The sequence below is a fragment of the Rhizobium sp. FKY42 genome, from assembly GCF_005222835.1.
Lineage (GTDB): Bacteria > Pseudomonadota > Alphaproteobacteria > Rhizobiales > Rhizobiaceae > Neorhizobium.
The window spans coordinates 23,929-46,840 of sequence record NZ_STGA01000024.1; the positions used below are offsets into that span (position 1 = coordinate 23,929).

Sequence of the window (22,912 nt, forward strand, 5' to 3'; positions counted from 1 at the left end):
GGGTGTTGAAGCTGAGTTGAGTTTCCATCATGGCGGTCTGCCCTATGTTGAAGTCAGCAGAAGGGGTACTCCATTGCGATATGTCTTGATTTCAGCGTTCGTTACAGCAGTCGGTCTGGCTGCACCTGCATTCGCACAGGAGCGTTCAAGAGGGGAAAGAGCCGAACAGGCATCGGCTGACCCTTCTGGTTTGCTTGATCTTCTACCATCCGATGTGACGACGGAAGCAGTGCTGAAGACGTCGCAAGGCGAGATCGCATACCGAGCGACGGCTGGAACACTGGCGCTGCGCGGTTCGGACGGCAAAGTTGCCGCAAGGATTTTCTATACGGCTTATCGGGCAAAGGATCGGGTACAGGACAGACCCGTTACCTTTGCCTTCAATGGTGGGCCGGGTGCCGCATCCGCCTATCTTCATTTGGGGCTCGTCGGGCCGAAGATCCTCCCCTTCGAAGGAGCCAATCGGGATGGAACCCGGCCCGAGCTTCGGGATAATCCAGAGAGCTGGCTTGCTTTCACCGATCTGGTTCTGATTGATCCGGTGGGGACCGGCTGGAGCCGCGCCGTCAACGATGATGCGGCGGCGCGCTTCTATGGTGTGCGTCAGGATGCCGAGAGCCTTGCAAAGGCCATCGCGCTCTATGTGCAGAACAACAGCTTGTTAGCGGCTCCGAAATATCTGCTGGGTGAAAGTTATGGCGGCTTTCGCGCAGCCAAGGTGGCGCTCGCGCTGAAGAACAATCAGAACATGGTGCCAGCCGGGATCCTTATGGTCTCGCCATTGATGGAAGGCCGGTTCGTCTTTGGACCCGAGAAGGATCCGCTTGCAGCAGCGCTTCAGTTCCCCTCACTTGTCGCGGCACAAATGGAGCGAAAGGGCACATTTACCACGGATGGGGTGATGCTGGCCGAGCGCTTCGCCAATCGCGACTATGTCAGCGCCTTGATCGATCCGCCGGAGCAGGGAGCGGACGCGGACGCGATCTATGACCGGATTGCGACGATGACGGGCCTTGCAACACAAGACGTGGTGCGCACACGCGGTTTCGTGGGAGAGATCTATGCCAAGCAAGCTGGAGGCGAAGGGCAGATTTTAAGCCCGTATGACGCAAGCGTTCCTGTGCCTGATGCCTATCCTGAAGCCAGCTACACCCGCAACGATGATCCGATTTTGGAGGGCTATACACGCGCTTATGGGTCGGCCTTTGCGGCCTATGCGAGAGATGTCCTCGGCTTCAAGACCGAGATGACCTATTCCCTGCTTAACGAGGAGGTCAATCGTCGCTGGGAGTGGAATGGCGGTCGTGGCGGAGATGCCCGTGTCTCTGCAAGTATCGCGAATGATCTCCGGGATTTGCTCTCGGTCATTCCGTCGTTTCGTGTCATGGTGGTCCACGGCTACAGCGACATCCTGACGCCGTATGGCGCAAGCCGGTTTGTGCTCGATCATTTGCCGGAAGCAATTGCCAAGGATCGAACCGAACTCAGGCTCTATCGTGGCGGGCACATGTTCTACACAAACGACGCGGAGCGAAGCAAAATGTTCGAGGATGCCGCGCGATTCTATGGTCGACAATCGGGGCGATAGCCGCCCCGATCGCGCCTTCCCCGATCAAACCCGTTCGATGATCGTGGAAATTCCCTGACCGACACCGATGCACATCGTTGAAAGCGCATAGCGCCCGCTGATTTCATGCAGTTCGATGGCGGCTGTACCCACGATGCGGGCTCCGGACATGCCGAGCGGATGTCCGAGCGCGATAGCTCCGCCATTGCGGTTGACGCGTGCATCGTCGTCCGCGATGCCCAGATCACGAAGGGTCGCCAGACCTTGGCTGGCGAAGGCCTCGTTGAGCTCGATGACGTCCATCTGCTGTTGCGTCAGGCCAAGGCGCGCGAGGAGCTTTGCGGAGGCCGGTGCCGGGCCGAAGCCCATGATGCGCGGCGGAACGCCAGCGGTACCACCGCCGACAATTCGGGCAATCGGTCGCAGACCATATTTCTTGATCGCCGCTTCAGACGCGATGATCAGCGCCGCCGCCCCATCGTTCACACCAGAGGCATTGCCTGCCGTGACAGTGCCGCCTTCCTTCTTGAACGGCGTCGGAAGTTTTGCCAGCGTTTCAATCGTCGTTGCGCGGGGATGTTCGTCCTTTGCAACGATCACCGGATCACCCTTGCGCTGCGGGATGATGACCGGCGTGATCTCCTTTGCCAGACGCCCATTGCCTTGCGCCTCTGCAGCCTTGTTCTGGCTGCGCACGGCAAACGCGTCCTGATCCTCGCGACTGACATTGAAGTCTGCGGCAACATTCTCACCCGTTTCCGGCATGGAATCGACGCCATACTGCTTCTTCATCAACGGGTTCACGAAGCGCCAGCCAATGGTCGTATCGTAAATCTCCGCGTTTCGGGAAAAGGCGGTATCCGCCTTGGGCATGACGAACGGGGCGCGGCTCATGCTCTCGACGCCGCCAGCTATCATCAACTCGGCCTCGCCGGACTTGATGGCTCGGGCAACGGTGATCACCGCATCCATGCCTGAGCCACAGAGGCGGTTGATCGTTGTGCCCGTTACGCTGACCGGAAGACCGGCAAGGAGAAGCGACATGCGGGCGACATTGCGATTGTCTTCGCCCGCCTGATTGGCGCAGCCGAAAATGACGTCATCCACCGCTTCCCAATCGACGGAGGGGTTGCGTTCCATCAGGGCCTTCAGCGGCACTGCGCCGAGATCATCCGCGCGGACCGCGGAAAGAGAGCCACCAAAGCGCCCGATAGGCGTGCGAATGTAATCGCAGATAAAAGCGTCGGTCACTAGCCTGCTCCTTAAACTTGCGGGACGATGAGGTCTGCCACAGGGCCATCCGTATGGAGCGGTGCTCCTGTCATGGCCTGAAGCTCATCCATCGTCATGTCGGCCAGCTTTTCGCGAACGACAAAGTGGCCATCTTTCACGTCGATCACCGCATGGCTGGTATAGATCCGCGTGATGCAGCCGACGCCGGTGAGCGGAAAAGTGCACTTGTCGACCAGCTTTGGCTTGCCGTCTTTCGTGACATGTTCGGTAATGACGAAAACCTGCTTGGCGCCGTGCACGAGATCCATGGCCCCGCCTACGGCCGGAACACCCTTGGACCCGACACGCCAGTTTGCGAGATCACCATTCTGGGCGACCTGATAGGCGCCGAGGATGGCGACATCCAGATGTCCACCCCGCACCATGGCGAAACTGTCCGCGTGGTGGAAAAAGGCTGCACCCGGCTTCAGCGTCACTGCTTTCTTGCCAGCGTTGATGAGATCCCAGTCTTCCTCACCGGCAGCAGGGGCTTCGCCAAAGTTGAGAATGCCGTTCTCTGTGTGAAAGATCGCTTCGCGTCCGGGCGGCTGGAAACGGGCAACCATTTCCGGAAAGCCGATGCCGAGGTTTACATAGGCGCCGTCTTCGATGTCTTGTGCGGCACGCCATGCAATTTGCGCGTTGGAAAGCTTTATGTCTTCGCGTGTATCGAGGGTCATGCGTATGCAACTCCAGCGCGGATCAGAACTTCTTCCTGTTGCGGGTCGGCTATTTCCACGACGCCGTTGACGAAGATGCCCGGTGTGACGACCTGTTCCGGATTGATGCCGCCTGCTTCCACAATTTTGGACACCTGAGCGATCGTCGTCCTGGCTGCCATGCACATCAGGGGATTAAAGTTTCGTCCTGCCTTGTTGTAGGTCAGGTTGCCGTGAACATCGCCGAGTTCCGCTTTCACGATCGCAAAATCGGCCTTCAGCCAGCGCTCCTGCACATAGTGACGTCCTTCGAATTCCGCGATCACCTTGCCGTCGGCCAGTTCGGTGCCGTAACCCGTGGGGGTGTAGAAAGCTGGGATGCCTGCGCCACCAGCGCGGATTCGCTCTGCAAGGGTCCCCTGCGGCACCAGCTCGAGCTCGATCTCGCCTGCGAGATATCGATCTGTGAAGGCGCGCGGATCGGAGGAACGCGGGAACGAGCAGATCATCTTCTTGACCATGCCCGCATCAATCATCGCGGCGATGCCGATCCGTCCATTGCCTGCATTGTTGTTGATGACGGTCAGGTTCTTCGGACCGTGGTCAATCAGCGCGTGAATGAGTTCGATCGGCGCGCCAGAACCACCAAAACCGCCGATCATGACGGTTGCGCCATCCGTTATCTTGGAGACGGCTTCCGCCGCGCTCCGAATTGACTTGTCCATATTGAGAGACTCCCAATGCTCCTCTTCGCGGCGCAGTAAGCGCCATTAGCCAGCAGGCGTCAAACTATTTGTGCGTTATTTGACATTTGTGCGAATATCGCACACATAGTTTGACGATATGAGCAGAGGAGTATGGCTGTGGCTGATACGGACTTGATGGGGGGCTTCGCCAAAGGCCTGCGCGTGATTGAGGCGTTTGGCGAAAATACACCCAAGCTTTCCATAGCTGACGTTTCGAAGATCACGGCGCTCGACCGTGCAACCGCACGACGCTGCCTGCTCACATTGTCGGAGCTCGGCTATGCCGATTATGACGGTAAGTTCTTCAGTCTGACGCCGCGAATTCTGCGGCTTGGCCACGCCTATTTGTCAGCAACGCCTATGCCCAATATCGTGCAGCCGTTTCTCGACAGGCTTTCAGAAGAGGTTGGTCAAAGCGCGTCCGTCAGCGTTCTGGACGGCTGGGAGGTGGTCTATATTGCTCGTGCATCCCAGAGGCGGGTCATGTCCATCAACCTGACAGCAGGCAGCAGGCTCCCGGCCTTTTGCGCCTCCATGGGTCGTGTTCTGCTGGCGGCAATGCCGCCGGATCAGTCCAGAGCTCTGCTGGAGCAATGTCCCAAGACGAAGAACACGCCACACACGATGACGGATATCGACGAGATCATTGCCGAGCTTCAGAGAGTACGGGGTCAGGGATATGCGGTGATCAACCAGGAACTGGAGCTGGGCCTGTGTTCTCTCGCGGTGCCGCTTCACGATGCGAAGGGCAGGGTGGTCGCGGCCGTCAACATTGGGGCGCCTGCAGCGCAAATCGCGGCGGATGAGATGGCAGACCGCTTCCTTCGTCCCCTGCAAAGGATCGCCGCAGAACTGCGTCCGATGCTGCGATAAGACTTTGAATTCGTATTGCGGGCGGCTTATGAATTGACAGACCTCAAAACGTTAGCTGCGGAGCATTCATGTCCAGATATCCTACCGTCGTCGAAACCGCCGAGGCCCTGGATCGTGGGACGGCATCCTCAGGCACGTTGACCAATGACACACTCGCGCGGATGGATGATCCGGCAGGCGAAGGCGCACGGGTCTACGTGCGCCGTAATGATCAGCGCGCCGTGAAGTTGGCCGAAACCTCTGACGTACTGAGGGGTGTTGGCATAAAACGATCACCGCTTGAGGGTGTGCCGATATCGGTCAAGGATCTTTTCGACATTGCAGGCGAAACGACGCTTGCAGGCAGCATCGCGCTTCAAGACGCACCCGCAGCGCTTGAAAATGCGCCAGTTGTACAGCGTCTTATTGCTGCCGGTGCGGTGATCACTGGTACGACAAACATGAGCGAATTTGCCTTTTCAGGCATAGGCATCAATCCACACTACGGCACGCCGCGCAATCCATATGACCGGAACACGGGGCGGGTACCCGGTGGCTCCTCGTCCGGTGCCGCGATTTCTGTGGCCGATGGAATGGCCATCGCGGCAATCGGAACGGATACAGGCGGCTCTATCCGGATTCCATCCGCACTGTGCGGACTGACCGGGTTCAAGCCCACCGCGCGCCGGGTTTCTGCCCAAGGTGTGGTGCCGCTTTCGACTTCTCTCGATTCGATAGGGCCCTTGGCGGCCAGTGTCACCTGCTGTGCCATCATTGACAGTATCATTTCCGGAGACGGCCTGGACGTTCCGCTGGAGGCCCCGATCAAGGGTCTACGTCTGGCTGTTCCACAGGCGATAGTTCTGTCGGACATGGACGAAACCGTTGCGAGAGCCTTCTCCAGAACGCTGGATCTACTGTCCAATGCAGGTGCGATCATCAGCGAAATTGGCCTGGAAGAGTTTTCCGAAGTTGCCGATATATATGCGCGCGGTAACATGGTTGCGGCGGAGGCTTTTGCGTGGCACCGCGATCTTCTTGCCCGAGCGAGTGCCAACTATGACCCCCGCGTCAAGCTGCGGATTACCCGCGGAGGCGAAGTGAGCGCCGCTGATTACATTCGCACTTTAGAAACACGTGCTGCGTGGAAGCGCCGTGTATTCCAGAAAGTTTACGGCTTCGATGCGATGATCATGCCGACGGTGCCCGTCATTGCCCCGGCGATCCAGCCGCTCATCGATGACGATGCGAAGTTCTTTGCAGCCAACAGTCTCGTTCTGCGTAATCCAACGATGATCAATTTCCTCGATGGATGCGCACTTTCCGTTCCGATGCATAACAGCGATGAGGCGCCCTCGGGTCTTATGATCGCGGGAACGGAGATGCGTGACCGCGAGATCCTCTCGGTCGGTCTCGCCATCGAACACGTGTTACAGCAGGCCACCAATAGCTGATCAGAGGTCAAAGGCCGCGATCTTTCTGCCTTTGTCCCTAATCAGCTGTTTGAGTTGCTTAATAGTCGGCATTGCTGGCGGATGGGTCAGATATTCTGTCTTCCAGGCATGGTTGGGCGAAGCTACGATTGCCGAGCCAAGAATTGAGGTGCCCGCCGGGACACTTGCACGCAGTTGCGGCACCAGTGTGCGCGCCCAGATCAGATTGGTATTGGCAATGGCCAGCTGTGCCTTGCCCGCCCGCTTGATGGACGAACCGCAATCGACGATCAAGCTTGTATCGGTCTGGCCATACCAGATGCTTGAGTTCTCCGTCTCGACCATTGTATCGCGGTTGAAATTGGCGCGCTCAATCGGGAAACCACCCTCTGCCGTAAAGAGCTTGCGTGGCGTTGTCAGGCGGTGCACTCGCAGATGCCACGGGTTGCGCGGAATGAGCCAGGTCTCGACCTCGACATCGCTCCATGGTTTCCAACGCGAATAAAGCACATCCTCAGCAATGAGCGCGTCTTCCAAGGTTGCCCGCATGCGGAAATGCACGCCGTCGTCTGACAGGCCGAGCATATTGTCAAAACTCGCCGCATCGAAATGCCTGTCGTTGGCTTCGATGTTGAAGCCGTAGCGGGTGGAATAGGCGAACTTCGAATATTTCTCGTTCGAGCCGCGCATCTTGTCATGCTCCTGGCCGGTTGCCAGAACCACGATATTGTCTGGTTGATGCATGGCTACCATGCCGGGCTTTTCCAGCGCCACGACATCATTGCAGGCTGGGGCTTTCTCCTCTGTTGCGGACCAGAAGGGATGATTGTCCGCCAGAGCCAGAGGCAGAAAGAACTTGAGTGCCCAGTAGGGTGAGCAGGCGGAGTTATAGCTCTCACTCATCAACAGGTTCGGATAGCCGTAACCGACCGACAGAATGCCATCGCGATCTGCGATTGGAAGCTCCGACCACCAGCGAAGGTGACGAAGGTAATAGCCTTTGATCTGGCCCCAGGGCAGGGCTTCGATATTTGCAAAGGCGAGCGCGCCCCAGAAGCCGCCTTGCGCAAAGCGATAGGTCTGGCTTCGGCCAAAGGCGAGCGCGGAACCATCAGGTCCGAACCAGTGTCGAATATCCTGCGTAAACCGTTCTGCACGCTCTCTGATACGAGCTTTCCGCTCGTCATCGTCCTTGGCGAGAGCAGCATAAATGAGACCGTAATAGTGCATGGCAAAGGGGATATAGTGGTCGACCCGACGTACCGGGCCATCTCGATACCAGCCATCGCCGATGTCGAAGGCTTCCAACTCTTTGAGATAGGCTTCGGTCTTCGCGGCGTCGAAGCGAATGCCGATGCGCTCAAGTCCAAGGTCAACCAGCACACGGAAGAATTTCCAGTTATTGTCGACATATTCGCGCTCGCGCGCCTTCAGCAGATAATTCGAAACGATGTCTTTGCCGCGCTTGTCCAACGGTTCCCAAAGATACTGCGGCACAAGCGCCAAGCCAAAGCCGATGGCGGCAAGTTCAACGAGCCTTTGATTTCGATCGGAGACGTCACCCCAATATTCGGGGTGATCCGGGTCCATACCGTTGACGAGGCCGCGCCGGTAGAGATCCCATTGGGCGAATTCCCCTCCACCTGCCGCAAAGGGCACGATGCCCCAAAGCGGGCGCGCAAAGCCTTCGAGGTCTGCCGCTGGGTGATCGAAGATGGCGCCTGCTGCACTTAAGGTGACGCGCGCGCCGCCTTCCGAGAAGTAGGGCAAGAGCGGCTCGAAGAGGTCGATCAGTGCCTTTGCCACATCCTGGCGTGTTTGAAGGGGATTGCCATGGAGCGGATTGGCGCGAAGCAAGGGATGAGGCACGGCGAGAATTCCAGTCTGCGATTAATTTACCGGCCGCGGAGAATTGCTCCGCGGCCGGGTTTGAGCGGACCTTACTTGATGGCCTTCACGCCTTCGTTCATTTCCTTGATACCGTCGGCGATCGACATGTTGTCGGTCATGATTGCATCATGGGCGCGGTTCAGGACCACTTCGATCTTGGCCGCATTCGGGTTGACCGCCATTTCGAGATAGGATTTGCCGGACTGCAGCGCATCCTTGCTATTCTGGTCCTGCGGGAAGCCGGGAAGCGATGTGATCTTGGCTGCAACGTCGCCGTTACGCATGGCGGGCAGAGTGCCGGTCGATGCAACAATCGCAGAGCCTTCCGCCCCGGTGACGAATTTGATGAAGGCCAGAGCCTCCTTCTGGTGATCCGAGTTCTTGTTGACGGAGAGGCCTGAGATCTGCGCAGCCGTCGTGCCGGCTGCAACGCCTTCGGGATGCGGGAACTTGACGATACCCCAGTTCTTGGCTTTGGACTCACCGGACTTCACCTTGGCAATCTGCGTACCTATGAACCAGGTGCCCATGGGCAGCATGCCTACGGTGCCGTTGAAGAACAGGGCCGAATAGTGCGTGTTGGAGGTCTTCAACTGCGCATAGGACGGTACGGCTCCAGCCTTCTGCAGTGCCAGCGCGCGTTCATACCAAGGCTTCAGGAACTCGTATTCGCCGCCGGTTACGGTGTGCTTTCCATCCTGAATGCCAGGCAGCTGTACCGTCGAACGCCAGGTGTGCAGAAGCGCGCCATAGGTCTTGTTGACGCCCATGCCGCCTGTAAGCTTCACAGCTGTCTCGTCGAACTGCTTCCAAGTCCAGTCATTGGTCGGATAGGGAACGCCTGCCTTATCGAAGATGTCCTTGTTGTAGTAGACAATCCAGAAATCCGAGCGGAACGGGATCGAATAGATCTTCCCATCGACCGTTAACTCCTGCAGCAAGCCACCGAAAGGTGCGGGATCAATCTTCTCATCCTTGATGAAGGCGCTGAGATCCGTGATGGTATTTGCCCGCACGAGGTTGGCGTAGCCGGGCACATCTTTGATAGTCACGATGTCGAGGTCTTTGGAGCCGCCGGTCAACTGGGTTGACACCATCTGCGGATAATCCTGTGAACCGAGATCGATCGGCTCGACCTTGATGTTCGGGTTCTTCTGCTGGAACGCCTCGATCAATGGTTTGTAGTAGGCGACCTTGTCCCAGTCCCACAGCGCCCATTTCAGCGTCACCGGTGCGGATTGCGCAAGCGCTGTGCCTGCCAAAAGCGTTGCAAGCCCCAAGCCGGTGGCCGCAAGTTTCAATGTTCTCCCCAAATGTTCCAGAACCATTCTGATCTCCTTCCCTGATCGTGTCTGGTTCAGGCGTTGCCTCTGCAACACCTGTATTTCATGAGCCAATCCCGTCTTTCGACAGGGCAAGCACGTGCATTGCGGCTCCATGTGCGCCAAAAACGATGGCAAACATTCCGAGCGAAAAATTTAAGGCCGCAGGCATGAAGACCGAGACCGGGTAAAGCAGGATGTGAGCAAGCCAAAGTGCGCCGACGAACAGAAGCGCGCCGACGAGCGGCAGCGGCTTGAGCAGGATCGCAAGTGCCGAGAGACGGATCGTCGTCAAGACAGATCGGCTTTCGATGACGGAAATCACGATGAACTGGCATGTCATCATCGCCACGAACAGTGTGACGAACAGGCTGACCGTCAGAGGCGCCGCATAGGTCAGGTCCGTTGTCGCGTAGGATGCGTAGGTCTGGATCGCATAGGCGCACAGGCCCAGCACTGCGCCGGAGACGAAAGCCCAAACCGACGCTTTGAACCAATAAGCTCTTAGCGCATCCAGATAGTCCCGCAAAAGATAAACGTTTCTGTCTTCGACGAAGGCACGGGAAACACTGGCCATGGCGAAGATTGCCGCCGGTATCGTCACCACAAGAAGAGATGTCAGCAGGAACAGGATGTTCAGCTTCACAATCTCCCACCACTCGCGGCCGAAAATTTCTGCAAACAGAGCGAGGCCGGTGCGTTTCGGCGCATCTTTCGGGATGCCTGCACCTTCCTTCGTCCAATAATTTTGCAGCCATTGCACGGCCATGGTTTTATCTGCTCCTAGTACAGGATTGAAACTTCAGTCTGCGGGTCGAAAAGCTGTGCATTGGTCATGTCTGCAGTCAGCCGGACCTCTTCGCCCAATCGCGCCCTGAAACGCGGCGATACGCGCGCGATCACGTTCTGCCCGCCTGCGATCAGATTGAGATGCACTTCTGAGCCCATGGGTTCGGCAAGCTCTACGGTGGCGGAGAAGGGGGCAGTATTGGCCGGATCGATATCGCCCGGCGCAAGTTCGTGAAAGTTTTCCGGTCGAATTCCCAGAATGATATCTTTGCCGACATAGGGTTCGATCCGCGCCCGGTCGAAGCTTACGGGAAGTGGCAGCACATGATCGTTGAAGACGGCGACCAGTCGTTCTCCTTCCTTTCGGATGGTGCTTGGCAGCATGTTCATTTGCGGAGCGCCGATAAAGCCTGCCACGAACATATTGATTGGTCGGTCATAGAGGTTTTGCGGCGTATCCACCTGCTGGATATGGCCGTCCTTCATCACCACGATGCGGTCTGCCATGGTCATGGCCTCGACCTGATCGTGGGTTACATAGATGAACGTGGCGTTCAGTCGCTTATGAAGTTTGCTGATTTCAGCACGCATCGTACCGCGAAGCTTCGCATCCAGGTTGGAGAGCGGCTCATCCAGCAGGAAGACCTCTGGGTTGCGCACCATTGCGCGGCCCAGTGCCACACGCTGGCGCTGACCGCCGGACAAAGCCTTCGGCTTTCGGTTCAGAAGGTGCGTGATATCGAGGATCTTGGCCGCCTCCTGTACCTTGCGGTCGATCTCGTTCTTGGGGGCCTTCCTGAGTTCGAGACCGAAAGCCATGTTCTTGTAGACGGTCATATGCGGATAGAGCGCATAGTTCTGAAAGACCATCGCAATGTCGCGATCCTTGGAGGGTACGTCATTCATCAGGTCATCGCCGATGATGAGTTCGCCGCCGGAAATTTCCTCTAGCCCCGCGATCATGCGCAGAGTGGTCGACTTGCCGCATCCCGAAGGGCCGACCAGAATGATGAATTCCTTGTCGGCGATCTCCAGATCGATGTCGTGTACGACTGTCAGTGCGCCAAAAGTCTTGTTCAGCTTCTTCAATGAAATGCTAGCCATCTGCCCTTCGGCCCTCACCAGTAGGAAGACCAGTTGCGCGAAAGACGCGTCAACGCTTCCATGTAATAATAATCACCCCAGGACACGCACTCATCGACGCCTTCGCCGCGGCAGGTGTTATGCGGGGTCTTTTTTGAATAAGTGCCGTGAAGAACGAGCCCATTGGAGTGAGCTGGATCCTTGACCGCGTAGTGATCAACCAGGCTCTTCATCATCCGTCGTGCGAGATCGCGGTAGCGAGCGGCATCCTCTGCATCGACAAGTTCGGCCATTTCCAGAAGTCCGCAGGCAACGATGGATGCCGATGAGCTATCGCGCGGTTCCGCATCTGCGTCTGTGAAGATCAGATCCCAATAGGGCACCATGTCGGCCGGCAGACGGTTCAGATAGAATGTCAGCAGACGTTCGAACGCTTCCCTGTATTCCGCAATCGGCTCATAGCGATAGGAGAGGGCCATGCCTGCAATGCCCCAAGCCTGCCCGCGCGCCCAGAAACTATCGTCGCTATAGCCTTGCTTGGTGGCCCCGCGCACAGGCTTTCCCGTCTCCGGATCCATGTAGAAGGTGTGATAGGTGGAATTGTCCGCTCTGACTGAATTCGCAAGCGTCGTTCTCGCATGCAGCAGCGCAATGTCGCGATACTTCGGATCGCCTGTCTGGTGACTTGCCCAGTAGAGAAGCGGCAGGTTCAACAGGCAATCGATAATGTAGCGGTACTCGTTTGGGTTGCCTTTTCGGCCCCAGGCCTGGATGAACTGGCCGACAGGTTGATAGCGCTCAAGCAATTGGTCGGCAGCCAGCAGTGCAGCCTTGCGCCCGTCTTCGTCTCCCACCAGTTTCCAGGCGGCGATGCAGGATGGCGAATACAGAAACCCCATGTCGTGATGGTCGGTCTCGATCCGGTTTTCGATGCGGTGCAGGAAGCTCTGTACCTGAATTTGCGCTGCATATTGGAACAGCTTGTCGCCTGTATGTTCGAAGGCTAGCCAGATTTCGCCCGGCCAGAAACCCGCGGTCCACTGGTCGTTTGCAACAGCCGGATAGATGTTGCCGACACTCGAGTGATTTTGTGCCTGATATGTGAACTGCGGCAGATTGCGGCGAACCTGCACGACAGCAATGTCCAGAGCCGCCTTGACTTCTTCGTCTTTGATCGGCGCAGGCGAGCCGGATCGGAGAGCGTTCATGGAAATTAACCTTTCAAGCCCGACGAGGCTACGCCTTCGACGAAGAAGCGCTGCAACGACAGGAAGACGATGAGTACCGGGATGAGGGCCACAACAGATGCGGCCATGATCAATCCGTACTCGGCAGAATATTGCGAGATGAACATGCGCAGACCGATCTGGATTGTCTTCAGTTCAGTCTTGGTGAGGTAGATCATCGGTCCAAGGAAGTCGTTCCACGTCGTGACGAAGGTAAAGATTGTGAGAGTCGAAAGCGCCGGCTTGGAAAGCGGCAGCATGATCTTTGCCCAGATCTGGTACTCGTTCATTCCGTCGATACGAGCCGCTTCGCAGAGTTCATCCGGAATCGACATGTAGAACTGTCGCATCAGGAACACGCCAAAGGCCGTGAAGGCCTGCAGGCAGATGAGCGCCAGATGCGTATTGTTCAGATCAAACTCGCGCATCAGCAGGAACTGCGGCACCATATAGACCTGCCATGGCATCGCGATCGTCGCGATGTAGCCGAGAAATAGCGTATTCTTGTAGGGAAAGCGCAGCTTCGCAAAGGCATAGGCGGCAAAACTGGATGTTAGCAACTGCAGCAGGGTGACGATGATTGTCAGCTTCGATGTGTTGTAGATGAAGAGCGCAAGCGGGATCTTCGTCCAGATCTCCGTGTAGTTTTCCCAGCGCGGCTGCGAAGGGATCCACTCGATGGGGAATACGAAGACGTCACGGCTGAGCTTCAAAGACGCGGATAGCATCCATGCAAAGGGCAGCAGCATAATGATCGTGATGGCGATGATCGTGACATAGACGGCGATACGCGAGACATCGATCCTGCGTTTTGTCTTGCGCATGGCTCAATCCTCCTTCTGGCGACGAAACTGGATGACGGTTACCGCCAGCACCAAGAAGAAAAGGACGAGCGCAATCATGCTGGAATAACCGAGATCCCAGGAAATGAAGGCTTCGTTGTAGATGTGATAGACAAGAACGAGGGTCGATGTACCAGGACCGCCTTGCGTGATCATGTAGACTTGGTCAAACACCTTGAAGGATTGGATTGTCAGCATCACCGTGACGAAGAAGGTGGTCGGAGCCAGTTGCGGCAACGTGACGTGCCGGAACTTCTGCCAGGCATTTGCGCCATCCAGCCCCGCTGCCTCGTAAAGCTCGGAATTGATGCCCTGAAGCCCGGCCAAATAGATGACCATATAATAGCCCATGCTCTTCCAGACGCCGAAAAGGATGACCGTGACCATGGCCCAGTGGCGGTCAGCGGCCCAGCCTGGCATGTCCTTCGGGTCCAGCCCCAAGGTATAGAGAAGCATGTTCACCGGACCCATTTCTGGGTTGAAGATCATGTTCCAGACGACTGCGACAGCGACCAGCGATGCGACATAGGGAAAGAACATTGCTGTTCGAAAGAAATCCCGGCCGACGATCTTCTGGTTCAGCAGCATCGCAAGACCCAGTGCGCAAGCAAGAGTGAGCGGGACGGAGACGACGGTGTAAACAATTGTGTTCCAGAAGGCTGCAATGAATGCACGGTCTTCGAACAGCCGCCAAAAATTGTCCAAACCGGCAAATTTGATCGGGTTTGAGCCGTCCCAATGCATGAAGGCCAACGCGAATGCGAAGAGGATAGGGCCAAGTGTGAAGACCGCAAAACCCAAAAAGTTTGGGGCAATGAAGGAATACGCAACGAGGGTATTCTCAACGCGACGGCGACGCCGAGACACGACCCGGACCTTTCTGCGGACCCTGACGGGTTTCGCCGCATCGCCAGACATTGCTGGATCCAGACTTGCCACCAGCGCTTCTCCCAATTTCCATCAAATTCCCAGCCTCTGCATAGCACACTCATCGCATTGGTCAAACAACTTTACATAACATCAGACAAATTTGCTAGATGAAGTAAAATAGGTATGATAGGGACGTGATCAGTGGCAAGGAGATCAAGCGCGCGTGAGCATGTTCAGTGCAATTGGCAGTCGGCTGCCGGCGTATCTGGCGGACTTTTCCCCGCATCTGTCATCAAGTGGGATCGGAGAGATTGATCCAGAGGTGTGCAAAGTTTTGGAGGCGGCGGGAGATGCCGCATTGACCAAGCCTTGGTCTGAACTGCTGGCCAGTCACTACCGAGACTATGTCTCAAGCGGCAACCGTGCTCGCTTTGAAGACCGCTACTTTTGCCGCCGCCTCAAGCTTAATGATCTTGTCCTGGCCGAGTGGGCCGCTGGGTCCGGCAGGTATATAGATCAGATCATCGATGGCATCTTTCTCATCTGCGAAGAGAGTGGCTGGCAACTACCTGCACACAACGCTTATGTACGTGGTGGAGTGCGGCTCCCTTTGCCTCGCGCAGACCGTCCCATCGTTGATCTCTTTGCCGCCGAGACGGCTGCGATCCTCTGTGTCGTTCGGCATCTTCTGAAGCGGCAACTGGACGCCGTCGACCCGACAATTGGTCTCAGGATCGAAGAGGAGGTTGGTCGTCGTATTCTCACGCCTTACCTGTCAGAGCACTTCTGGTGGATGGGCAATGGCGAAGAGCGGATGAACAACTGGACTGCCTGGATAACGCAGAATGTCCTCCTGTCTGCCTTTCTGCTACCGACCGATCAACGCATTCGACATTCGGTTGCGTTGAAGGCACTCGGTAGCCTCGACGCCTTCGTCAAGGATTATGCGGATGATGGGGCCTGTGAGGAGGGTGTCGTCTACTATCGTCATGCTGCTTTGTGCATGTTCGGTGCAATGCAAATCCTGCAGCAGGTCGGTGATGGTTTTATCGGCGAACTGTGGGCGGAACCTAAAATCCGAAACATGGCCGAGTTCATCTCCCACATGCATGTATCGGAAAACCATTACATCAACTTTGCAGACTCGTCGGCAGTGGTGACGCCCTGCGGCGCGCGCGAATATCTGTTTGGCAAGGCCGTTGGCTCCAAGGCTTTGTGTTCCTTTGCGGCCGCCGATTATCGGCGCGATCCAGACCGTCTGATGCCGCAGGAATGGAACCTCTGGTACCGGCTTCAAGCGGCGGAGGCTCACGGTGAGATCATGCGCACGCCCCCGGTGACTGTCGTGCACGAAGACGTCTTTTTCCCCGGCATTGGCCTGATGATTGCGCGAGATAGCAGCTATTGTCTTGCTGCAAAAGCAGGTAGCAACGGCGAAAGCCATAACCACAACGATGTCGGCAGTTTTACGGTTTACAAGGATGGCCGTCCGCTTTTGATCGATGTCGGCGTCGAGACCTATACGGCCAAGACATTCTCTCCCCGCCGTTACGAAATCTGGACGATGCAGTCGGCCTTCCACAACCTGCCGACATTCGATGATGTGATGCAGCAGGACGGAGAAGCCTTCGCGGCAAAACAGGTTGAGGCGGTGTTGGGGCCTGACCAGGCAAGCCTCACCATGGAACTTGCCGAAGCTTATCCGGCCGAGGCGCAGTTAGGCCGTTTCACCCGTCGTGTAAGCCTGTTCAAAGGCAGGTTCATCGAACTCACCGATCGCTACGAATGCGATCGGACGCCGGTTATGTCATTGATGACGGAGCAGCGACCTCTCGTCAGGCTCGGCCTCGTAACCTTGCCTGGCCTTGCTACGCTGGAGATTTCCGGCGGCGAAATGCCGACCGTCGAAGAAATCAAGATCGAGGATGCCCGGTTGAGGAAGGCTTGGCCTGCCCGCCTTTATCGAACACTCGTGCCGGTGGTCGGCACGGAATTTACCATCCGTATCGTTTGAGGAAAACGAAATGCACATCACACTCGCGATCATGGATATCAATGGCCGTTTCAAAGCGGAAGCAGCATCGGACGGTGAAATCAATCTCGTCTATCGTGGTGAATACGAGGCCGGCGACTGCATTCGTCTGACCGTGTCGGAGCCGGGTTATCTGCTCCTTGCGTTCGACGCAGCCATCGCTCCATCGCTTCTCTTCATGCGGGAGCGAGAGTATTCCTATCCTCTCCCCCTTGGTCAGCAGGGGCAAACAATTTCCCCCGTTGCTTTTACGGGGCAGATTCATCGGCTGTTCGCGCGTGAAGCCTCCCATGAAGAGATCGTGACGAGACGAAATCTTGCGTTCAATCCGCTCGATACTGCCGCCAACAATGCCCTTTACCCTCACGCCTCCGCAAATGTCGAAACACGAGGCGAGGCAGCATTTGCGGCTAGGAATGCGATTGATGGCGAGAAGGCAAATACTGACCATGGCAAGTGGCCATTCACCAGCTGGGGGATCAATCAGGATCCGCAAGCCGAGCTGACAATCGACTTCGGTCGAGAAGTAAGTATCGATGAATTGAAGCTTTATCTCAGAGCCGATTTTCCCCATGATGCGTGGTGGAAGCAGGCCTCTGTGACCTTTTCCGACGGATCAACCGAGCAGTTGGAGCTTGGAAAATCGGGATCGGCCCAACGTTTTGCCGTGAAGCCACGGCGGATCGAATGGCTGAAACTGCATGATCTCATCAAGGCCGACGATCCGTCACCGTTTCCCGCATTGACCCAGTTCGAGGCCTGGGGAACTGAAGCTATGCTAGCCCCAATCCAATCCCAACCGTAAGCCAGGTCCGCGTTCATCACCTGATCGGTCTCTTGATGACGACTGACGGCTCCGTTGGAATTGCACGACAGTGGACGTCAGGGGAAGGAGCGTTCAAGGCCGCGTGCCGCTCGCAACAGATCCCGGTATCTTAGCTGGCTGCCTCGAAGGTGGTTCTGCATTGCCAGTCTGGCGGCCCGCTCGTCGGCATCAGATATAGCCAGAACGACAGCTTCGTGTTCCTTGTGAATGAGCCGTCTGTAGGCTGTTTGCTCGTCATTCTGATGTTCTGCAACGACCTTTGATTGCGGGATGGCATGCTGGCCTTGCTGCTCCAGGAACTGCGTGAACAGCGGATTGTTTGTTGCCGCAGCGATTGCAAGATGCAAGGCCAGATCTGCCTCGCGGATCGATCTATTGTCGTTGATGCAGTGCAAAACCGCCGCATGACAATCGAAGATCAATTCCTCCTGAGCAGGAGATCTGCGCAGCGCCGCAAGCCCTGCTGCCTCGATCTCCAGTGGCGTGCGAACCTCTAGAACTTCTAAATCTGACGCGAGCCGGGCACCATCAAGAGTTTCCGACTTCTGGGGTAGCTCAGAGCGATCAAGCACGAAGATGCCTGCACCTTGGCGCACATCGACCCAACCGTCACAGCGCAGGGCAGTGACAGCCTCACGAACGACGGTGCGACTGACACCATGCGTTTCCGTCAATTCAATTTCGCTCGGCAGGCGATCCCCCGGAGCATAGTTGCCCGCGAGTATCGCATCTCTCAAGCTTTGCTCAACCTTTGCGACGAGGGAGCCGCTTCCCTTGCGACCGGTCTTCAGTTCCACTGCCACGAGTTCCATCCTGCTGGGGTGACAAAATCGCACCACTGCTCAAATACGTATGATGAATTCCAGAAAAATTCAAACAAAATCGTCAAAGGTCAGACCAATCGAAAGGCGGCTGGGATGGTTGGCCGGGTGGTAGGATCTATTAAGCACAATCAGGAAATTCAATCTCTGGGAGCGGAGATCCGCAGGTTCGCACCCTTCGTTATCGGCAGTTTAACGGAGGAGTGCTAGATATCGAGAGACAAATGAACCACACGACCTACCGAAAAGAGCTGGAATGCTACGTCGATATGCATCGAAAATCATCAGCGAGTTGAAGGTTCCGAACCACAATCCGGTGTTGACCGTTTCTCAGTTCGAGGCGCTATCGAAGCAGGTGCCTCTGCTTTACTTCATTCTGCTCGTGAACATGACCTCGCTCGCTCTGACGCATGCAGGTTCCGCACCACTCTGGTTGGTTGTCGGTTTGCCCATTGTCTTTGCGCTCCTGTGCCTGCGCCGGGCGGCACAGTGGATTTCCTACCGAAACAAGGTGATTTCGCCGGACTTCGCCTATCGCAAGCTCCGCTCCACGAATATTCTGGCAGCACCGATAGCAGTGTTTTGTACCTGGTGGTCGATCTCACTTCTTCCCTATGGCGATGCCTATCAGAAAGCACATGTCGCCTTCTTCATGGCGATCACTGTGATCGGCATCATCTTTTGTCTCATGCACCTGCGCTCAGCCGCCCTGGTCGTGGCGGTCACCGTCAACATTCCGTTCATGGTCGTTATGTTCATGACAGGAGAGCCAACCTTCATAGCAACCGGTGTGAACGTAGCGCTTGTAACCGGCGCAATGATTGCGATTGTCGTCACTCATTATCGGGATTTTCGCCAGTTGAACGAGTCGAGACTGGTGCTCCTCGAACAGCAAAAGGCTTTGCAGGCGCTTTCGGACGAAAATCTCCGGTTGGCAAATCTGGATAGCTTGACGGAAATACCGAACCGAAGAAATTTCTTCAACGTGCTGACCGAGGTGTTCGGAACTGCCGAACGGGACACAAAGTCAATCTGCGTTGGGGTCATTGATCTTGATGGCTTCAAGCCGATCAATGACATGTATGGTCATGCCGCGGGCGATAAGGTCCTCATCGAGGTCGCTCGACGGCTCAAAGAACTCGAGCAGGGCGATTTGTCATTCTACCGCCTCGGCGGTGATGAATTTGGCATGATCTGTACAGGAGACTGCACTGAGGAGCGATTGACCCGTCTGGGCGAACAGCTTTGCAGTTCGATTGCGGAAAGAATGTCCGTCGGTGGGAACACGGTGCAGGTGACCGGTTCAATGGGTGTCGCGATCTATCCGGATGTGGGTCGCGACGGGCAGGATCTCTACGAGCGAGCAGATTATGCACTTTACACAGCCAAGCGATACCAGCGCGCAGGCGTTGTAATCTTCAATGCGGCTCAGGCCCGATCCCTCGATCGTCAGAAGCAAGTGGAAGAGGCGTTGATGGCGGCCGATCTGGACCGCGAACTGACACTCGAGTACCAGCCGATCTACAATATCCAGGCGCATCATTGCGTTGGCTTCGAGGCTTTGGCACGGTGGAGAAGTCCCAGGCTTGGCCGAGTTTCTCCAGCCGAATTCATACCGATTGCAGAACATACCGGGCGGATCAGTCTTATTACCCGCACTTTGCTTCGCCAGGCACTTGCGGAGGCGAAGACATGGCCAGAAAACGCAATTCTCTCTTTCAATCTCTCACCGCTGGATCTTGCGAGCCCTGATAGCATTCTCAAGATTGTCGCACTTGTTGAGCAATCCGGCTTCGATGCCAAGCGCATCAACTTCGAAATCACCGAGTCTGCCGTCATTCGAGATTTCGAGCAGGCGACCCAGTCGATCACCCTACTGAAACGATTGGGGGCCGGGATTTCTCTTGATGATTTTGGGACAGGCTATTCGAGTCTGAACCATGTTCACAAACTGCCACTTTCCAAGATCAAGATCGACGGTAGTTTCGTTTCCGAAGTGCATGAGCGGCCAGCAAGCGCCAAAATCATCCGGACGATGCTTTCTCTTTGCGGGGAACTCGGTCTTGGTGCGATTGTGGAGGGAGTGGAGAGCGAAGCAGAACTCGAAGTCTTGCGTGAAATGGGCGTTCAATATGTTCAGGGTTTCCATTTCTCTCGCCCCCTGACACCTGATGATGCTCGCACTCTGATCCTTGACGATCACGGTCGGAATGAGACCGCTGCACAACAAAGAACAGCCTGAATTCGCAAGCCGCTCGTTGAGCTCGACAGGCATCCCGCCGAGCTCAATGCGATGTTAGAAAGTGGTGCCCACCCGCAGGACCACCGTGCGCGGTTCTCCATAGAAATTGAAGACCGAGGTGCCGCCGACACGCTCATAATAGGTTTTGTCGAAGACGTTATTGACCGTCAGGCTTGCGGTGACATGTTCGTTGAACTTGTAGCCTGCCTGAAGATCGACAACAGTATAGCCCGGTGCCTCGATGCTTGTCGCTCCTCCGGCGGCAGTCCGGGAAACGTTCTTGAAGGAGCTGAACACCTTCACGCCTCCTCCAATAAAGAAGCCGTCAAGCGCTGGGGTGCGATCATCAAACGTGTATTTGGTCCAAAGCTGGACCATATGCTCCGGTGTGTAGAATTCAGATCCTGCGGCGCGGTTCGTATTCTTGAACTCGGTATCGGTGTATGTGTAAGCAGCTGTCGCTTCCCATCGATCAAGAATGGTGCCGCTAACCTCGACTTCCAGACCCTGAATGTTCGCTTCCCCATTCGCCAGATAGGAACTCAAGTTGTTGGGATCCGAGACTGCCCTGTTCTTGTCCGTCATATTGAAATAGGCAAGCGTAGCATTGGCATTGTCGAATAGATCGGCCTTCAGGCCCACTTCGTATTGCTTGCCCGTGCGAGGATCCAGGATATTGCCCGCAGCATTGGTGACGGATTGCGGCTGGAAAATTTCCGTAAAGCTTCCATACGCTGTGAGCCAATTTGTCAGGTCATAGGTGATGCCCGCGTAGGGTGTGAATTCACCGTTCACGCTCACCTTGCTGCTGCTGGTTTCGCTGCCGAACCAGGTGAAACGTCCGCCTCCGATCAAAGTGAGCTGGTCTGTCGGTTTTATGCGCCACTGGCCGTAAACACCGGTCTGCCTCGTCTCTGTTTCCGCCGGTGCGCTCAAGGTAATGCGCGGGCGCGCGATAGAGGTATTCCAATTGTAGAGGCTCTGCGCGCCGCTGATAACGCCTGTCGCAGAGGAGAGGGAATTGTCGGAACCGCGATAATCTATACCGGCTATGATATTGTTTTCGAGGCCAAATAGCTCGAAGGGGCGGCTAATATGCGCATCAAGGGCGAACGAGTCTTCCTGATAGTCGCGAGCCAACCAGCGCGTACCACTCGTCACAACACCGGCACTATTAGCAGCGCCAGCAGCATAGGCGTAAAGAAAATCAACATCCGCGCGCGAGTAAAGCGCGGAAATCTTGGCGTGACCGCCATCCTCGAACCGATGCTCCACTTCTGCCAGATAGTTGGTCACACGATTGTCAAAATAGTTCCAGTCCGCACCGGTGAATGTAGAGCGATCCAGATTGAGCAGTGTTCCGTCGCTGAGAGCCGGCAGCCCGTTGAACGGCTTTATGTGACGTTCCTGATGACTGACTGAGAGCGTCGCAGTTGTATCTTCAGCAATATCAGCCTGTAGCGTACCGTAGATCACTCCTACCTTGTTGAATGTGTCGTCCACGAAGCCGTTCTTGGATGACAGAGCGCCAACAAGGCGGCCCCGGACAGCGCCGCTTTCGACGAGTGGTCCAGTCAGGTCACCTTCGATACGTTTGTTGCCATAGGATCCATAGATTGCATCTACGCTCACGCGCGGCACATCCGCAGCTTGCTTGAGGCGCATATTGATTGCACCACTTGGTTCGCCGGATCCGCCAAACAGGCCGGATGGGCCACGAAGAATTTCGACGTGATCCACCAAGACCATATCTGGCTGTGTGCCGTAGATACTGGAAAGTGGTGTAGGCAAGCCGTTGAGATAAAAGCTGTCAAACTCGAAACCGCGAGAATACAGACTAGAGCGTCCTTCGTCATTCGATAAAACCACGACGCCAGGTGTTTCCTTCAGTGCAGTGTCCAGCGACGTATAATTTCCGTCATTCAACCGTTCGCGGGTCAGCACCGTCGTTGATTGAGGTACCTCCCGGAGGGGACGGGTATCCTTATCGCCAACACTGATGAGATCCGTCGTATAGCTGTCTGTCGTGTCTGTCTGGTATGTCGAACCCTGCACCAGCACCTCAGGCAATACGACCTCGGCCTCTTCGGCCTTCTTCTGCTCAGCTTGCGCTGCAGCCGTGGAAAACGCAGCATAGAGGGTAACTGCCGCCAGTAGTCTCCGTGTGGTCGCAATGCGTCCCGTCTTCGAAATGGTCATCATCTTTCATCCCCAGTTTGGCGATCGCCCCTCGAATAATAAGTGGATTTTCTAACTCAACTATTTGCTGACGGGCAAGGGCGGAATTGAAATTCCTGCTCCCTAAACGGGTTTGCCTTGGAATACGATTAGAACGGGGCGCGGAAAGTGCATTCACTTCCTATTTGTATTCCTTTTTTCAGGGTTTGGCGTTGTCCTTTTGTGTGTATTTTGGTTGGTTTGCGAAAATATTGATTATATT

General features: G+C 56.0%; 18 protein-coding genes. 6 read left to right on the forward strand and 12 right to left on the reverse strand.

Annotation, left to right across the window (positions count from 1 at the left end):
• The first annotated feature begins 85 nt into the window (after positions 1–85).
• Positions 86–1,588 (forward strand): carboxypeptidase, encoded by a 1,503-nt coding sequence (locus E8M78_RS08910; RefSeq protein WP_246658277.1) that lies wholly within the window; start codon positions 86–88, stop codon positions 1,586–1,588.
• A 24-nt stretch (positions 1,589–1,612) separates the two neighbouring features.
• On the opposite strand, the gene pcaF is transcribed toward E8M78_RS08910, so the two are convergent.
• The 3 genes from pcaF to E8M78_RS08925 are packed head-to-tail and all read right to left on the reverse strand — an operon-like array spanning position 1,613 to position 4,223.
• A complete protein-coding gene (gene pcaF, locus E8M78_RS08915) occupies positions 1,613–2,818 on the reverse strand; it encodes a 3-oxoadipyl-CoA thiolase (RefSeq protein WP_137134738.1) in 1,206 nt (401 codons plus the stop codon).
• 11 nt (positions 2,819–2,829) lie between these two features.
• A complete protein-coding gene (locus tag E8M78_RS08920) occupies positions 2,830–3,519 on the reverse strand; it encodes a CoA transferase subunit B (protein WP_170973374.1) in 690 nt (229 codons plus the stop codon).
• The gene (locus E8M78_RS08925; protein WP_137134739.1) at positions 3,516–4,223 is read right to left on the reverse strand and encodes a 3-oxoacid CoA-transferase subunit A; all 708 of its coding nucleotides are present in this window, start codon (positions 4,221–4,223) and stop codon (positions 3,516–3,518) included. Before E8M78_RS08925 ends, E8M78_RS08920 begins: the two co-directional genes overlap by 4 nt.
• A 138-nt stretch (positions 4,224–4,361) precedes the next feature.
• On the opposite strand from E8M78_RS08925, the gene E8M78_RS08930 reads away from it, so the two are divergent.
• Both E8M78_RS08930 and E8M78_RS08935 read left to right on the forward strand, forming a co-directional pair.
• Positions 4,362–5,117: an IclR family transcriptional regulator gene (locus tag E8M78_RS08930; RefSeq protein WP_137134740.1), complete on the forward strand. Its 756-nt coding sequence runs from the start codon at positions 4,362–4,364 to the stop codon at positions 5,115–5,117.
• A gap of 68 nt (positions 5,118–5,185) precedes the next feature.
• Complete coding sequence (locus E8M78_RS08935) at positions 5,186–6,550, forward strand: amidase (protein WP_137134741.1); 1,365 nt, start codon at positions 5,186–5,188, stop codon at positions 6,548–6,550.
• On the opposite strand, the gene E8M78_RS08940 is transcribed toward E8M78_RS08935, so the two are convergent.
• From E8M78_RS08940 to E8M78_RS08970, 7 genes are all read right to left on the reverse strand, one after another.
• A complete protein-coding gene (locus tag E8M78_RS08940; RefSeq protein ID WP_137134742.1) occupies positions 6,551–8,398 on the reverse strand; it encodes a DUF2264 domain-containing protein in 1,848 nt (615 codons plus the stop codon). It abuts the gene before it with no gap.
• Between the two features lie 71 nt (positions 8,399–8,469).
• Positions 8,470–9,747: a sugar ABC transporter substrate-binding protein gene (locus tag E8M78_RS08945; RefSeq protein ID WP_137134743.1), complete on the reverse strand. Its 1,278-nt coding sequence runs from the start codon at positions 9,745–9,747 to the stop codon at positions 8,470–8,472.
• 58 nt (positions 9,748–9,805) lie between these two features.
• Positions 9,806–10,504: a DUF624 domain-containing protein gene (locus E8M78_RS08950; RefSeq protein WP_137134754.1), complete on the reverse strand. Its 699-nt coding sequence runs from the start codon at positions 10,502–10,504 to the stop codon at positions 9,806–9,808.
• A 20-nt stretch (positions 10,505–10,524) separates the two neighbouring features.
• Complete coding sequence (locus tag E8M78_RS08955; protein WP_137134744.1) at positions 10,525–11,634, reverse strand: ABC transporter ATP-binding protein; 1,110 nt, start codon at positions 11,632–11,634, stop codon at positions 10,525–10,527.
• 14 nt (positions 11,635–11,648) lie between these two features.
• Positions 11,649–12,821 (reverse strand): glycoside hydrolase family 88 protein, encoded by a 1,173-nt coding sequence (locus E8M78_RS08960; protein WP_137134745.1) that lies wholly within the window; start codon positions 12,819–12,821, stop codon positions 11,649–11,651.
• Positions 12,822–12,826: 5 nt separating this feature from the next.
• Complete coding sequence (locus E8M78_RS08965) at positions 12,827–13,663, reverse strand: carbohydrate ABC transporter permease (protein ID WP_137134746.1); 837 nt, start codon at positions 13,661–13,663, stop codon at positions 12,827–12,829.
• 3 nt (positions 13,664–13,666) lie between these two features.
• On the reverse strand, positions 13,667–14,599 hold the full coding sequence (locus E8M78_RS08970; RefSeq protein ID WP_137134755.1) for a sugar ABC transporter permease: 933 nt from the start codon (positions 14,597–14,599) through the stop codon (positions 13,667–13,669).
• Between the two features lie 181 nt (positions 14,600–14,780).
• On the opposite strand from E8M78_RS08970, the gene E8M78_RS08975 reads away from it, so the two are divergent.
• Entirely contained in the window at positions 14,781–16,565 is a 1,785-nt protein-coding gene (locus E8M78_RS08975; protein ID WP_137134756.1) for a heparinase II/III family protein, read from the forward strand.
• A 10-nt stretch (positions 16,566–16,575) separates the two neighbouring features.
• A complete protein-coding gene (locus E8M78_RS08980; RefSeq protein ID WP_137134747.1) occupies positions 16,576–17,388 on the forward strand; it encodes a discoidin domain-containing protein in 813 nt (270 codons plus the stop codon).
• 77 nt (positions 17,389–17,465) lie between these two features.
• Here E8M78_RS08980 and E8M78_RS08985 read toward each other — a convergent pair whose 3' ends face one another.
• On the reverse strand, positions 17,466–18,212 hold the full coding sequence (locus E8M78_RS08985) for a FadR/GntR family transcriptional regulator (protein WP_348640112.1): 747 nt from the start codon (positions 18,210–18,212) through the stop codon (positions 17,466–17,468).
• Between the two features lie 274 nt (positions 18,213–18,486).
• Here E8M78_RS08985 and E8M78_RS08990 point away from each other — a divergent pair, with 274 nt between their 5' ends.
• Entirely contained in the window at positions 18,487–20,472 is a 1,986-nt protein-coding gene (locus tag E8M78_RS08990) for an EAL domain-containing protein (RefSeq protein WP_137134749.1), read from the forward strand.
• Between the two features lie 54 nt (positions 20,473–20,526).
• Here E8M78_RS08990 and E8M78_RS08995 read toward each other — a convergent pair whose 3' ends face one another.
• Positions 20,527–22,674 carry a TonB-dependent siderophore receptor gene (locus tag E8M78_RS08995; protein WP_137134750.1) on the reverse strand — a complete coding sequence of 716 codons (2,148 nt, stop codon included), beginning with the start codon at positions 22,672–22,674 and terminating at the stop codon, positions 20,527–20,529.
• Positions 22,675–22,912: the final 238 nt, after the last annotated feature.